Below are 15,140 nucleotides of genomic sequence, written 5' to 3'. Positions count from 1 at the left end.
GCCTGCCGCTGCGCGCTTCGCACCTGCAGCCCGCCCATGCGACGAGCCCGTCCCGCGACGGGCTCGTCGCGTTTCGGCCCGCGGTCAGCGGCTGCCGCCGGATGCGACGCGGCCAGTCTCGTCGGGTGCGCCGCTGCGCACCAGATCCTGGTAGCGCACGCACACGCACTGCGGGGACGCCTTCGCCGCGTACATCGCCGCGTCGGCCTTGACGAGCAACTCCTCGGCCGACGCGCCATCCGCCGGAAACTCGCTGACGCCGATGCTCGCGCCGACGGCCATGCGCCCTTCGTCGAACTCGAGCGCCTCGGCCATCACGATCTGGATGCGCGACGCGACATCGCCGATCACCGCCGGCGAACGCACATCCGAAATCAGCACGATGAATTCGTCGCCGCCCAGCCGCGCCACCATGTCGCCGCTGCGCAGCACCTGGCTCAACCGCTTCGCGACCGCGACGAGCGTACGGTCGCCAGCCGAATGCCCGTGCTGGTCGTTGATCTGCTTGAAGCGGTCGAGATCGACGAACATCACCGCCAGCCCCTCGCGCACCGCGGCCGCATGCCGGATCGCGGCATCGAGATGCTCCATGAACAGCAGGCGGTTCGGCAGGCCCGTCAGCGGATCGTGGCCGGCGAGGTGCGTGAGCTCCTGCTGCTTCGCGCGCAGCATCGCGACCTGTGTGCGGATCTCGACGCGCATGCTGTCGAAACAACGCGCGAGCACGCCGATCTCGTCGGCCCGCGCGACCGGCAGCCGTTCGGCCGCCGGATCGTCGAACACGTGCGTGGCGGCGCGCGCGAGCGTCTGCAACGGCCGCGTGATCGCCCGCGCGAACAGGATCGCGAGGATGACCGCCAGCAGGCTCGATACGAGCACCATCCTGACGATCCGTTCGCCCAGCATGCCGGCCGGCGCGAGCACGTCGGCGAGCGGCCGGCCCATCCCCAGCACGACGAAGCGGTTGCCTTCGTCGTGCCCGAACGGCGTGCGGACGAACGCGAACATCTGGCCGGGCGCCGCATCGGGCTGCGCAAGGCCATTGAGCGTCACGTTCATGCGTCCGCTGTCGAACAGCGCGCGCGTGACGGCAAAGCGATCCTGCATCAGCACGCGCCGGCCGCGATCGAAGCCGAACGTCTGTTCCGGATCGGGATGCACGAGAAAATCGCCCCACTCGTTCGCGAGATAGACCGCATAGTCGTCCGGCAAATCGCGTTCGAGCCGGCCGAACACGCGCGACAGCTCGACGTCGACGACGAGCGCGCCGACCGTCTGCCCCGCTGCGTCGACCACCGGCGTGCCCACGCGCAGGATCGGCAGCCCCTCCGCCGCGTGCGAGCCCGTCTCGTGATTGACCACGATCGGCGACAGGTAGATGTGGCCAGGCGCCGTCGCGAGCGTATCGAATACATAGGAGAACTGCCCTTTCTCCTGGAATTCGCGTTCGGGCAGCACGACGATGCCGCGCGCGTCGCGATCGAGGCGAATGCGTTCGATCCCGAAATGCCCGCGCGCGATCAGACGGATCTGCAGGTATTCCGCGTGATTCCGCATGAAGCTGTAATACACCTGTTCGAGCCGCATGCGGCGCGCGTCGTCCGGATGGTCGGCGCCCGCGACGAACGCGGACGACGGCAACTGCGCGAGCACGAGCGCATCGTCGGCGACGTCGGCGAGCGCGGTCGTGAAGCGCTGCCCGAGCAGTTGCGTCGACATCAGCAGACTGTGCTGCGCCTCCTGCACGAGCATCGCGCGGTTGGCGCGATACGCGTAGTAGCCGGTCGTGCCGGACGCGATCACGCCAATGCACGCGAACAGCACCGACAGCTTCGACGTGAGCCCGAGCCGGATCATTTTCCGAACCGCTCCGGCCGGTCGCCCGACACGATGCGGCCCCACAGCGATTCGCGGCGCGCGATGTCCTCCACGGGCTGAAGCCATACGAGATGCTCGTGCCCGGTGTCGAGGCCGCGCGGCGGCTCGAGCGTGTTCGCGAGCCCCTGGCGCTCGGTCAGCAGCGCGCCGATCGCCGGTTCGAGCATGTAGTTGATCCACGCGAACGCGAGCTCGGGACGCAGCGCGCCGCGCGTGACGGCCCAGCAGTCGAGCCACGCGAGCGCGCCTTCGTCCGGGATCACGTAGCCGACGTCCGCGCCGGCGCGGCGCAACTGCTCGACCTGCTGCGTGCCGTAGTTGCCGAACATCAGCGCCGCGCGATGCTGGACGAACAGCGCGGTCGCCTCTTCCGGAAGCGTGTAGTAGGTCAGCAGGTTGCGGCGCAGGTCGATCAGCTTGCGCGCGACGGCAAGTGTCTGCGCGGGCGACAGACGGAACGGATCGGGATAGCCGAGCGCCAGCGCCGTGAACGAGAAATTGTGCTGCGCGCTGTTGAAGTCGAGCACCTTGCCGCGATAGCGCGGATTCCACAGTTCGCGCATCGAGCGCGGCGCGGCCGGCACCTGCTTGCGGTCGTAGATCAGCCCCATCGACGAATAGGTGAACGGGACTGCGTAGGACGCGCCGTCCTGCACGAGGCCGCCGATCATCGCGAGCTGCTGGAAATTCGGCAACTGCCGCCGCCGGTTCGGGATGCGCGACAGGTCGACCGGCGCGAGCAGGTGCTCATGCGCATAGCGCTGGATCTCGGCCGTGTTCGCGGCCAGCACGTCGTACGGCGGCGGCGATGCGCTGTGCAACCGCGTCCACAACGCTTCGTCGGAATCGACCAGCGTCACTTCCACACGCACATGAAACTGCGCCTCGAATGCGCTGACGATATCGCTGTCCGCATAACCGGGCCACGCCAGCACGCGCAGCACGTTGTCGTTGACGGTTTCGGGTGAGGCGGCGACGGCCGGCGGGACGGGCGCCAGTAAGCCTACCGTCAATATGACAAGCAGCGTACGCACGGCGCGGCGCGCGCGCGTGCCTGCGCCGATTCCCCTGATCAATCGGACCCCGCGTGAATCGCCCGGCTGCATTCGACTGTCCTTTTTCGAGTCGATGCGATATCCCGCAACGAGACCATAAAACGCAGGGTCACGCAATCGGAACAAGCCGCACACGGCGCATATTCATTGGCCTTGCGACTGAATGCGACGCAGTTACCGGGGCCTGCATCGCGGCGCGAATGCACGCATGCGCGGATACGCGAAGACGAACGTCAGCGCCAGGCCTGCGTGAATTCCGCGATCACGCGCGACAGGTGCGCGCGCATCGCGTCGCGCGCACCGTCCGCGTCGCGCGCCATGATCGCCGCGAAGATCCGCTGGTGATCTTCCTGCGACGCTTCGCGCAGCGCGGTCGAGTGAAAGTGCTCCTCGATCTTGTCCCACAGCGGATCGCTGCGCGCGCAATCCCACATCGCCGTGACCATGTGCAGCAGCACCGTGTTGCCGGTCGATTCCGCGATTCGCAAGTGGAACTGGCGATCGGCCGCGTCGTAGGCGGCCTTGTCGTTCATCTGCTCGCGCATCGTCGTCAACGAGAAAAACAGGCGGTCGAGATCGGCATCCTTGCGTTCGGTCGCCGCGAGCGCCGCGACTTCCGCCTCGATCAGCCCGCGCGCGCGCAGCGTCTCGATCGGCCCGGGGCCGCGCGGGACTTCGAACGTCACCGGCCGCGCGGCATCGGCCGCCGACACGTAGATGCCCGAGCCGATCCGCACCTCGACGATCCCCTGCACCTCGAGCGCGATGATCGCCTCGCGCACCTGCGTGCGGCTTACGCCGAACTGGTCGGCCAGGCTGCGTTCCGACGGCAGCCGCGCACCGGCTTCGAACGCGCCGGCGGCCACCATCGCGTGAATCTGCCGCGCAAGGCCGATATAGGAGCGGTCCGCGGCATCGGTGTCGCGGCTGGCGGGCAGGCTGGAAAGATCGGTCATCGGAAGGCTCGCAACAGGCTGGCGGGCGCCGCTGCGGCGCCGGATCGTCAAAATGGTACACCAATTTGGCGACACCCCGGCTCGCCCGTGGGCCGGCCTCGCCTGACGCTTTCGGAAACGTCACGCAGGCCGACGCTTGCCAGAACAACTGGTAAACCACTATCCCCCAAAATTGGCATACCAATCATAATCCGCACACCGACGACGGCCGGCACGCTGCCGCCCCGCTCGTCCAACGCATGAACCGCCAGCCAGGAGCCGCTCCAGTGAAGATGTCTTTCCGTTGGTACGGCGAGTCCGATCCGGTCTCGCTGCAATACATCCGCCAGATCCCCGGCGTCACGCACATCGTGTCCGCGATCTACGACGAACCGGTGGGCGAAGTCTGGCCCGCGCACAAGATCGAAGCGCTGAAGGCGACGATCGAACGCGCCGGCCTGCAGTTCGACGTCGTCGAATCGGTGCCGGTGCACGAGGACATCAAGCTCGGCAAGCCGGGCCGCGACCGCCTGATCGACCACTACCGGCAGACCATCCGCCATCTCGGCGCGGCCGGGATCCGCGTCGTCTGCTACAACTTCATGCCCGTGTTCGACTGGACGCGCACCGAGCTGTCGAAGACGCTCGACGACGGCTCGACCTGCCTCGCGTTCAGCACCGCCGCGGTCGACCGGATCGATCCGAACGACGGCATCGCGCTGCCCGGCTGGGATTCCAGCTACCGGCCCGAACAGTTGCAGGCGCTGCTCGCCGACTACCGCGACGTCGACGAGAACGCGCTGTGGGCCAACCTCGAATACTTCCTGAAAGCGATCATTCCGGTCGCCGAGGAAGCCGGCGTGAAGATGGCGATCCACCCCGACGATCCGCCGCGCCCGATCTTCGGGCTGCCGCGCATCGTGAAGAACCGCGACGATCTCGCGCGGATCGTGCGTCTCGTCGACTCGCCCGCGAACGGGTTGACGCTGTGCTCGGGCTCGCTCGGCGCCGGTCCCGAAAACGACGTCGAAGCGCTCGTGCGCGAGTTCGGCGCGATGGGCCGCATCCATTTCGCGCACATCCGCAACGTGAAGGTCGACGCGAACGGCGATTTCGAGGAAACCGCGCATCTGTCGAGCTGCGGCTCGCTCGACATCGCCGCGATCGTGAAGGCGTACCACGACACCGGTTTCACCGGCTACGTGCGCCCCGACCACGGCCGCATGATCTGGGGCGAGACGGGCAAGCCCGGCTACGGCCTCTACGACCGCGCGCTCGGCGCGGTCTACCTGAACGGCCTGTGGGAAGCGCTGGCGAAGTTCGACCGCGCGCCGCAAGCGTCGCAGTAATTCGCCTTTCGAGGCGGCCGGCGCAGCGGATCGCCGGTCGCCCGCCACGACATTCCGCGCGGAGACACCGCCATGCCACGCATCCGATGGGCCATGATCCTGATGTGCTTTCTGGCCAACGTCATCAACTTCATCGACCGCGCGAACCTCGCGATCGCGGCGCCCAGCATCCGTGCCGACCTCGGGCTCGACGCGGTCGGCATGGGGCTCGTGCTGAGCGCGTTCTTCTGGACCTATGCGTTCCTGCAGTTACCGGCCGGCTGGTTCATCGACAAGGTCGGCGTGCGCGTGAGCCTCGCGCTGGCCGTCGGCTGGTGGTCGGTGTTCACCGTCGCGACCGGCGCCGCGCGCGGCCTCGCGCAACTGGTCGGCGTGCGGCTGATGCTCGGCGTCGGCGAAGCGGCCGCGATCCCGTCGTTCGCGAAGGTCGCGTTCAACTGGTTCCCGCGCAGCGAGCGCGGCCTCGCCAGCAGCATCTTCGACAGCGGCTCGCGCGTCGGCTCCGCGCTGTCGCTGCCGCTCGTCGCGTGGCTGATCTCGCTCGTCGGCTGGCGCGGGTCGTTCGTGATCACGGGCGGCATCGGCATCGTGTGGGCGCTGGCGTGGTGGTTCGTCTATCGCGACCCGGAACGCTATCGCGCGATCGCGCCGGACGCCGTCGATGCGCTGCTCGCGCAACGCGGCGCGCCGACGGTTGCGGCCGCAACCGACGGCCCGACGGTGTCGTGGCTCGACCTGTTCCGCTACCGCACCGTGTGGGGGATGATGATCGGCCTGTTCTGCCTGAACTTCGCGATCTATTTCTTCATCACGTGGTTCCCGAGCTACCTGCTGCAGTCGCGCGGCTTCTCGCTCGCGTCGCTCGGCACCTGGGGCATGCTGCCCGCGCTGCTCGCGATTCCCGGCGGCTGGCTCGGCGGCTACGTGTCGGACAGCCTGTTCCGCCGCGGCTGGAGCGCCACCGCCGCGCGCAAGACCTGTCTCGTGCTCGGCATGCTGCTGTCGTCGTCGATCGCGCTGTCCGCGTTCGTCGAAAACGTGTGGGCCTGCCTCGGCCTGTTCGCACTCGCGTATGCCAGCCTGTCGTTCGCCGGCGCCAACGTGTGGACGCTCGTCGGCGAAGTCGCGCCGACGCCCGCGCACGTCGCGTCGCTCGGCGGCATCCAGAACTTCGCGGGCAATCTCGCGGGCATCTTCATCACGACCTTCACCGGCGTGATGCTGTCGATCACGAAAGGCTCGTTCGTGGTGCCGCTCGCGGTGGCCGGCGCGCTATGCGTGGTCGGGGCGCTGTCGTACCTGTTCGTGGTCGGCAAGGTCGAGCCGCTGCCGCCGCTGCGTCGCGGCGGCAGCGGGCGGAATGTCGAGCCGAACGCGGCTTGACGCGGCGGGACGGCGCGGCCGAAACACCCGCGCTTTCCTTTTCGGGCCGCGCATCGGACAATGAGCCGCGCCCGCCGGCGCGGCGCCGCTCCGGCCCGCGTGCGGCGACGCAGCGCTCCACCCACGCCGATGAAACGCTACGAAACCCTCGCCCATACGATCGCCGACGACATCCGCAACGGCAACCTCGCCGTCGGCACGCGCCTGCCGTCGTTGCGACAGATCATCGCGCAGCATGGCGTGAGCCAGTCGACGGTATTTCGCGCGTATTACCTGCTCGAACAGTGGGGGCTGATCCGCGCGCGCGAACGCTCGGGCTACTACGTCGCGCCGGGCGCGCAGCCGGCCGCGAGCCCGGCGACGAAACGCCGTACGCGCCGCACCGACGCAACCCGCAAGGTCGACATCAGCAATCTCGTGTTCTCCGTGCTCGATGCGGCCACGCAGCCCGGCATCGTGCCGCTCGGTTCCGCGTTCCCGGCGCCGCAGCTGTTTCCGCTGCCGCGTCTGGCGAAGTCGCTCGCGCAGGCCACGCGGCTCGTGAGCCCGTGGAGCACGGTCGTCGACCTGCCGCCCGGCAACGAGGCGCTGCGCCAGCAGATCGTGCGGCGCTATCTCGCCACCGGCATCTCGCAGCCGATCGACGAACTCGTCGTCACGAACGGCGCACTCGAAGCGCTGAACCTGTGCCTGATGGCCGTCACGCGGCCGGGCGACGTCGTCGCCGTCGAAGCGCCCGGTTTCTACGCGGCGCTGCAGGCGATCGAGCGGCTCGACCTGCGCGCAGTCGAGATTCCCGTCGATCCGCGCACCGGCCTCGATCTCGCCGCGCTCGCGAACGCGCTCGACCGGCACGACATCCGCGCGTGCTGGTTCATGACCAATTTCCAGAATCCGACCGGCGTCACGCTGACCGCCGACAAAAAGCGCGCGCTCGTCGAATTGCTCGCGGCGCGCAACGTGCCGCTGATCGAGGACGACGTCTACGGCGAACTGCATTTCGGCCCGGACTATCCGCTGCCCGCGCGCGCATTCGACCGTCACGGCCTCGTGATGCACTGCAGCTCGTTCTCGAAGACGCTCGCGCCCGGCTACCGGATCGGCTGGGCCGCCGCCGGCCGGTTCGCGGAGAAGGTGCAGCGGCTCAAGCTGATGACGACGCTGTCGGCCAGCATTCCCGCGCAGGCCGGCATCGCGAACTATCTCGAGCACGGCGGCTACGACCGGCACCTGCGCGTGCTGCGCGGCACGCTGCACGCGCAGCTCGACCGGATGGACGACGCGCTGCGGCGCTGGCTGCCGGCCGACGTCGAGTGGGTGCGGCCGGAAGGCGGGTATTTCCTGTGGCTCGCGTTTCCCGACGCGATCGACGCGATGGCGCTGCATCGCGAGGCGATCGCACGCGGCATCAGCTTCGCGCCGGGTCCGCTGTTTTCGGCCGCGCACGGCTTCGAGCGCTGCGTGCGCGTGAACTTCGGCCATCCGTGGAGCCGCGACATCGAGCGCGCGATCCGCGTGCTCGGCGAACTGGTCGCGCAGCCGTCGGTCCGCAAGGCCGGCTGAGCGCGCAGGAAGCGCGCCGCGCTGCCGGTGTCGCGGCCATGCAGCCGATCCGCGCGCGGGTTACATTGCAGGTCCAACCGCCCCTTCACGATTGCCCATGAGCCCACTGCCTTACCTCGATCACGACGCGCTGCTGACACTGACGGCCGAAGCGGCGCACGTCACGCAGCCGTGCACGTGCACCAAGACCTCGCTCGCCGGCTGGACGACCCTGCCGCTGTCGCTGCCGGACACGCAACTGCTCGAAGTGGCCACGCTCATGCCGCCGGGCGATGCCGAGCCGACCTACGCGGAATATCATCCGGCCGGCACGCACTATGCATCGGACGATGCGCCGATCGCGCCGCGTCATTTCCCGTACAACCGCTGCACCGTCAGCCGCTGCCGCCCGTGCGGCCGCCTGTTCCTGCGCTACCAGGAAGGCGGCGGCTACTTCATCGACCAGCGCATCCGTGCGCTCGATCCGGCGCTCGTCGTCGACGCCTGACCGCGCTCACGGGCATGCACGCATGCCCGGCCTGCGCCGGCGCCCCGCCGGCCATCTGCTGCGCCTTTTCCGTCCCGATCTGCTGCTTGTCCCGCCGCACCGCGTTCCCTACGCTGTCTTCCGTTGCCTGACATCCGTCGCAACGCCCTGCCGCGCCGCGCGCCCTGCGCGCCGCGGCGCCTCTCGCGTATCACGTCATGTATCGATATACCGATTTCGACCGGGCACTCGTGCGCAGCCGCGCCGCCCAGTTCCGCGACCAGCTCGAACGCTGGCAGCAAGGCACCCTCGGCGAGGATGCGTTCCGGCCGCTGCGCCTGCAGAACGGCTGGTACGTGCAGCGCCACGCGCCGATGCTGCGCGTCGCGGTGCCGTACGGCGAGCTGTCCAGCGCGCAGCTTCGCGTGCTCGCGCGGATCGCGCGCGACTACGACGTGCCCGACGACGCCACCTACCGCGCCGCGTGCGACGCGCAGGCCTTGCTCGGCACGTTGCGCCTGCCGACCCGCAGCGCGCACTTCACGACCCGCACCAACGTGCAGTTCAACTGGATTCCGCTCGCGAAGGCGGCCGACGTGATGGATCTGCTCGCAACCGTCGACATGCACGGCATCCAGACCAGCGGCAACTGCATCCGCAACATTTCGTGCGACGAACGCGCGGGCGTCGCGCCAGACGAGATCGCCGATCCGCGCCCGTTCGCCGAGGTGATGCGTCAATGGACGACGCTGCACCCCGAATTCGCGTTCCTGCCGCGCAAGTTCAAGATCGCGATCACCGGTGCGACCGAGGACCGCGCGGCGACCGACTGGCACGACGTCGGGCTGAAGCTCGTGCGCGACGACGCGGGCGCGCTCGGCTTTCGGGTGAGCGTCGGCGGCGGGATGGGCCGCACGCCGATGATCGCGACGCTGCTGCGCGCGTTCCTGCCGTGGCAGCACGTGATGAACTACATCGAGGCGATCGTCCGCGTGTACAACCGCTACGGGCGGCGCGACAACAAGTACAAGGCGCGGATCAAGATCCTCGTGAAGACCGAAGGGCAACGCTACATCGACGACGTCGAGGAAGAGTTCCGCCAGATCGTCGACCTCGACGGCGGCCCGCACACGATCCCGCAGGCCGAATTCGAGCGCGTCGCCGCGTCGTTCGTGCCGCCGCGGTTGAAGCCGCGCACGCTTGACCTCGCCGACGCGAATGCGCGCGTCGCCGCGCAGGCGAGCCGTCATCCGGCGTTCGCGCGCTGGCTCGCCCGCAACGTCGCCGACCACCGCGACCCGGCGCTGCGCATCGTCACGCTGTCGTTCAAGCGCCGCCTGCAGGCACCGGGCGATGCGTCGCCGGAGCAGCTCGACGCGCTCGCCGAGCTCGCCGACCGCTTCTCGGCCGGCGAGGCCCGCGTCACGCACACGCAGAACGTCGTGCTGCCGTGGGTGCACGTCGACGACCTGTTCCTGCTGTGGGAAAACGCCCGCGCGATCGGGCTCGCGAGCGCGAACGTCGGGCTGCTGACCGACATGATCGCGTGCCCGGGCGGCGATTTCTGCGCGCTCGCGAACGCGCGCTCGATTCCGGTCGCCGACGCGATCGCCGAGCGCTTCGACGATCTCGACCTGCTGCACGACGTCGGCGACATCGACCTGCACATCAGCGGCTGCATCAACTCGTGCGGCCATCATCACAGCGGCCACCTCGGCATCCTCGGCGTCGACAAGGACGGCGCGGAGTGGTACCAGGTCACGCTCGGCGGCTCGGACGGCTCGAGCGCGAGCGGCCCCGCGCGGCCGGGCAAGGTGATCGGCCCGTCGTTTTCGGCGGACGAGATCGTCGATGTCGTCGACGCGATCGTCAACGCCTATCTCGACGCGCGCATCGACGCGAACGGTCGCGGCGAACGATTCATCGACACGGTGCGCCGCATCGGCACGGAACCGTTCAAGGCCGCCGCGAACGCCGCACGTCATCAGGAAGAGCCGGCATGAAGCACGAGACCTCGAACCCATCCGCACGCATCCGGCTGCTGACGCCGGCCGAGCACGCAGACGACACGCAGCAGCACGACGCGACGACACTGACGATCGGCAACGACGAGGAACTGCCGCCGCTGGCCGCACGCATCGCGCACGCCACGCGCATCGACCTGCAGTTTCCGTCGTTCACCGACGGCCGCGCATACAGCCAGGCCTACCTGCTGCGCAAGCGCTACGGCTTCGCCGGCGACCTGCGCGCGACCGGCGACGTACTGGTCGACCAGTTGCTGCTGATGGAACGCACGGGGTTTTCGAGCGCGGTGCTCGGCGACGCCGCCGATCTCGCGGTCGCACGGCGACAGCTCGACCGGTTTCCGGGCTTCTATCAGCGCGATGCGCGAACGGTCATGCCGCCGCGGGACGCGGCGGCGCAGCCCGGAAAATGAAACGGGCGGCTCGCTGGCCGCCCGTCCGATGAACCGGAACCAAACCGGCCGGCGCCTGCCGTCACGCGGGCGCCGGCCGATGTTCAGCGCGCCGCCACCGGCTTGCCGAACCCGCCGAGGATCTTCTTCTCGAGCGCGATGTAATCGCGGCCGAAGTGGTGATCGCCCTGCGTCCTGATCACGTCGGCGCCCGTGTTCGCGAGCGCCGGACACATCGTGTCCGTCTCTTCCGCACCGTAGAAGCACTGCACGAGCGCCGGCGGCACCTTCGCGATTTCCGGCGCGACCTTCAACGCCTTGTCGCTCGCGGGCATGCCGAGCCAGCCCGTCACGCGGATCTGGAAATCGGCCGACGGCGCGAAGCCGAGCAGCGACACCACCGCGACCTTGTCGCGCAGGTCGGCCGGCAGCCGGTTGTACGCGAACGGCATCACGTCCGCGCCGAACGAGTAGCCGACCAGCGCCACGCGGCCGGCATGCCAGCGCGCCATGTAGGTGCGCATCACGCGGGCCAGATCGCGGCTCACCTGCGCGGGCGGCTTCTCGCTCCAGAAATAACGCAGGCTGTCGATGCCGACCACCGACACGCCGTCGCGCTGCAGCGCCTCGGCGATCGTCTTGTCGAGATCACGCCAGCCGCCGTCGCCCGAAATCACGATCGCGAGCCGGTCGCTGCCACCCTTGGCCGGCAGCTCGACGAGCGGCAGGTCGGAGACGTCGAGCTCGTCGCTGCCGCCGGTGGTGTCGCGCAGGTGCGGCGTGACGAGCGACACGAGCTTCGCGGTGTCGCCCGCGGCAGCCGTTTCGACGAAGCCCGGCATCGCGCGTCGCACGATCGTCGGATCGGGCGGGCACGGCTTGAAGCGCGGATCGAGCTTCGCGGCCGGACCGACCGCGACGACGCCGGCGATCGTGTTCTCCGGCGCCATCGCGAGGATCTGCTTCGCGATCGCGCCGCCCTGGCCCACGCCCGCGACGATCGGCGTGAAATAGCGCGACGACTGCGCGAGACGTTCGAGCTGATGGCTGACCGCCTCGGCGTCGCCGTCGAGGTGGTGGCAAGTCTCCTGCTTCGCGGCGAGATTCGCCGCGTAACGCGTGGAATCGACGCCGACCGTCATCGCCCCGGCTTTCGCGAGCGCGTCGGCCGCCTGCTGATCGGCGGCCCGCCAGCCGCCCTCACGCGAGAACAGCACGACGAACCCGCGCAGCGGCCCGCTCGGCCTGGTCACGGTCACGGGCCCGTAGCGGCCGCCGGACACGGTTTCGGCTTTCACCGCGGCCGGCTGCGTGGCGCACGCGGCGCCGGCCAGCATCATTCCCGCGCAGGCGGCTGCCGCCCGCGCGATACCCTTCTTCGACATCATGAACGCCGACCTCCAGCCAGCAATGACAGATCCGCCAGCGTGACGAACACGCCGACCGAGCCCGAGGCCGCGAGATAACGCGGCTCCCAGTGCGGTTCGAACTTGCTCTTGAAAGCGCGCAAGCCGCGGAAGTTGTAGAAGCGGCCGCCGAAGCGCCAGACCATCAGGCCGAGCCGGTGGAACGGCGACGGCATCTTCGCCGCCCCCATCCCCGAGAACGGCGCGATACCCAGGCTCAGCTTGCGGAACCCCGCTTCCTTCAGATGCAGCGCGAGCTGCGTAAACAGATACTCCATCGCGTACGGCGAAGCCTCCGGCAGATGGCGCATCACGCCGACCGTCGCCTCGGTGTTGAGGTCGGTCGTCATGAACGTGACGAACGCGATCGGCTTGTCGGCCTGCCGCACCAGCATCACCGACTGCGTCGCGAGATAGCCGTCGTGGAACGCGGCCACCGAGAAGCTCTTTTCGCGCGCATCGCGGCTGTCGAGCCAGCCGTCCGAGATGCCGCGCAGCGCCGGCAGCGCGGCAGGCACGTCGCCCGGCGCGATCACCTCGACCGTCAGCGCATCCTTGTCGCCGCGCCGCAGCGCATAGCGCAGATGCGAACGGTTCGATCCCTTCAGGTCGAACTGGTCGAGCGCGATGTGCGCTTCCTCGCCCAGCTTCATCAGCGTGAGCCCCGCGTCGAGATACAGCGGCAGCGCGTTCGCGCGCACCTGGTAGAACGCCGCGCGGCCGCTGTGCGCATGCGCGAGCGCAATGAACTTGCTGATCAGCGCCGGCCACTCTTCACGCGGCCCGACCGGGTCGTGCAGCGCGGCCCACGTGCGGCCGTTCTTCGCGTACATCAGGAACGCGCGCCGCGACTCCGAGAACAGGAACGACTTGTCGCCCATCAACGCCAGGCCCGCATCGCTGCATTCCTGCGCGCGGATGATCTGCTCCGCGTCGACCAGATCCTGCTCCGCGGGCTTCACGAATCGGCCGGGCGCCGGGCGCAGCAATTGCCACAGCGCGAACAGCGCAACGAACACGCCGGACGCGAGCGTCGCGCGCAGCGCCCGCGGCGCACGCGCGTCGAACGAGAAATGCGACCACAGCTCGCGCGTGTAAGGCACGTCGCGGAACGCGAAGAACAGCACCCACACGGCCAGCATCAGCACCATCGCGACCGACACGAACCAGCTGACGGTGAAGCGCTCGGCCAGCAGCGACGAATGACGATTGAAGCGGCGGCGGCTGACGAGCAAAAGCACGAGCAGCGTGCCGAGCACGCCGGCCTCGACGAACGCGAGGCCCTTGGCCAGCGACAGCGCGAGGCTCGCGAGCGTCAACGCGAAGGTCATCCACCACGCACCGTCGAGCCGGCGCAACAGCCCGCGCGCGACGAACAGCAGCGCGACGCCGAGCACGCTGCAGATCACCTGCGAGCCTTCGAGCACCCACAGCGGCACGATGTGGCGCAGGATCGCGATCCGGTGCCAGAACGCGGGCGTCGCGCTCGAGATCACCAGCATCCCGCCGACCGCGAACGTCACGAGGCTCAGGAACACCGGCGCGAGCTGCGACACGCGCACGGCCTGCCGCGTCACGAGCCGGCGCCGCAGCGCGCGGCCCTCGAAGCCGGCCAGCAGGCCGGCCGACAGCACGAGCGGCACGCCGAAATAGATCGCGCGATACGCGATCAGCGCGGCGACCATCGCGTGCGCGGGCACTTCGCGACCGAGCGTGAAGACCATCGCCGCCTCGAACACGCCGATCCCGCCCGGCGTATGGCCGATCATCCCGAGCAGCAACGCGGCCGCATAAACGGTAATGAAGGTCGGGAAGCCGACCGGCGCTGCCGGCAGCAACACCCACAGCGTCAGGCCCGCGGCCACCACGTCGAGCACCGCATAGACGACCTGCGCGACGAGATCGCGCCGCGCCGGCACGTCGAACGACAGCCATTTGAAGCGCGTGACGACCGGGCGCGCGGTGTTGCCGCACAGCGCGACCAGCGCGGCGAGCGCGACGAGCAGTGCCGCGCCCGTCCACGTGAGCACGCCGGGCCCGACGTGCAGCATCGCGGCGAGCGCCTCCGGCACGCAGACCATGCCGACCGCCGTCATCAACACCATCGCGAGCGCCAGCGTGCCGCTGGTGAACACCGTCATCCGGCCGATCTGGGCCGGCGTGACGCCCGACACACCGTACACGCGCGCACGCACCGCGCCGCCCGTCAACGCGCCGAAGCCGGTCGCATTGCCGAGCGCGGAACCGGCAATTGCGCCGATCCACAGCGCGACGCGCGGCACCTTGGCCGCGACATAGCGCAGGCCGACCGCATCGCGGGCGACGAGCGCGAGATAGCTGAGGGCCGTCGCGGCCAGCGACGCGCCCCACTCGGCGACGGACATGTGACGCAACTGGCGGATCACCGACCGGTAGTCGACGGATTCCGACAGATGCTGGAAAACCACGATCAGCAGCAGGCCGATGCCGAGCGCGAGCAGCGGCGACAGCACGCGCTCGTTGCGGATCAGCGCCCGGGCACGGGCGATCACCGCCGCGGCACGGCCGGGCGAACCAGAGTGGCGGGAAGACATAACGTGTTCAGTGGTGGTGCATAGCGTGTCGCGGCGCGGGTTGGCCGGCGGCGACGTATCTGGTTGTTCTGCATGGGCGGCCGGCCGAAGACGGGCTCGTGGCGCCTGGATCAGAA

General features: G+C 69.2%; 11 protein-coding genes. 6 read left to right on the top strand and 5 right to left on the bottom strand.

What is annotated here, in order from left to right:
- Positions 1-84: 84 nt before the first annotated feature.
- From DFS13_RS01875 to DFS13_RS01865, 3 genes are all read right to left on the bottom strand, one after another.
- A complete protein-coding gene (locus DFS13_RS01875) occupies positions 85-1,857 on the bottom strand; it encodes a sensor domain-containing diguanylate cyclase (RefSeq protein WP_006494746.1) in 1,773 nt (590 codons plus the stop codon).
- Positions 1,854-2,984 (bottom strand): PotD/PotF family extracellular solute-binding protein, encoded by a 1,131-nt coding sequence (locus DFS13_RS01870; RefSeq protein ID WP_060211163.1) that lies wholly within the window; start codon positions 2,982-2,984, stop codon positions 1,854-1,856. Before DFS13_RS01870 ends, DFS13_RS01875 begins: the two co-directional genes overlap by 4 nt.
- 182 nt (positions 2,985-3,166) lie before the next feature.
- The gene (locus DFS13_RS01865) at positions 3,167-3,889 is read right to left on the bottom strand and encodes a FadR/GntR family transcriptional regulator (protein WP_006486005.1); all 723 of its coding nucleotides are present in this window, start codon (positions 3,887-3,889) and stop codon (positions 3,167-3,169) included.
- A gap of 266 nt (positions 3,890-4,155) precedes the next feature.
- On the opposite strand from DFS13_RS01865, the gene uxuA reads away from it, so the two are divergent.
- The 6 genes from uxuA (at position 4,156) to DFS13_RS01835 (ending at position 11,066) form a co-directional block, all read left to right on the top strand.
- Positions 4,156-5,217, top strand: a complete 1,062-nt coding sequence (uxuA, locus tag DFS13_RS01860) for a mannonate dehydratase (protein ID WP_171984038.1) — start codon at positions 4,156-4,158, stop codon at positions 5,215-5,217.
- A gap of 72 nt (positions 5,218-5,289) precedes the next feature.
- Complete coding sequence (locus DFS13_RS01855; RefSeq protein WP_006485998.1) at positions 5,290-6,600, top strand: MFS transporter; 1,311 nt, start codon at positions 5,290-5,292, stop codon at positions 6,598-6,600.
- 129 nt (positions 6,601-6,729) lie between these two features.
- The gene (locus DFS13_RS01850) at positions 6,730-8,163 is read left to right on the top strand and encodes a PLP-dependent aminotransferase family protein (protein WP_077021159.1); all 1,434 of its coding nucleotides are present in this window, start codon (positions 6,730-6,732) and stop codon (positions 8,161-8,163) included.
- Between the two features lie 97 nt (positions 8,164-8,260).
- A complete protein-coding gene (locus DFS13_RS01845) occupies positions 8,261-8,650 on the top strand; it encodes a hypothetical protein (RefSeq protein WP_006486014.1) in 390 nt (129 codons plus the stop codon).
- A 197-nt stretch (positions 8,651-8,847) separates the two neighbouring features.
- Positions 8,848-10,632 (top strand): nitrite/sulfite reductase, encoded by a 1,785-nt coding sequence (locus DFS13_RS01840; protein WP_034202267.1) that lies wholly within the window; start codon positions 8,848-8,850, stop codon positions 10,630-10,632.
- Positions 10,629-11,066, top strand: coding sequence for a DUF934 domain-containing protein (locus DFS13_RS01835; protein ID WP_006486022.1), 438 nt, complete (start codon positions 10,629-10,631; stop codon positions 11,064-11,066). The genes DFS13_RS01840 and DFS13_RS01835 overlap by 4 nt, the downstream gene beginning before the upstream one ends.
- Positions 11,067-11,149: 83 nt before the next feature.
- Here DFS13_RS01835 and DFS13_RS01830 read toward each other — a convergent pair whose 3' ends face one another.
- Together DFS13_RS01830 and mprF are read right to left on the bottom strand one after the other, a co-directional pair.
- Positions 11,150-12,433 carry a virulence factor family protein gene (locus DFS13_RS01830; RefSeq protein WP_060211165.1) on the bottom strand — a complete coding sequence of 428 codons (1,284 nt, stop codon included), beginning with the start codon at positions 12,431-12,433 and terminating at the stop codon, positions 11,150-11,152.
- On the bottom strand, positions 12,430-15,024 hold the full coding sequence (gene mprF, locus DFS13_RS01825; protein ID WP_048988129.1) for a bifunctional lysylphosphatidylglycerol flippase/synthetase MprF: 2,595 nt from the start codon (positions 15,022-15,024) through the stop codon (positions 12,430-12,432). The genes DFS13_RS01830 and mprF overlap by 4 nt, the downstream gene beginning before the upstream one ends.
- Positions 15,025-15,140: the final 116 nt, after the last annotated feature.

This window comes from Burkholderia sp. 28_3, from assembly GCF_003253915.1.
Taxonomy (GTDB): Bacteria; Pseudomonadota; Gammaproteobacteria; order Burkholderiales; family Burkholderiaceae; genus Burkholderia; species Burkholderia cenocepacia.
The sequence above is the reverse complement of the archived record's forward strand: the minus strand, read 5'-3'. Positions and strand labels throughout refer to the sequence as shown.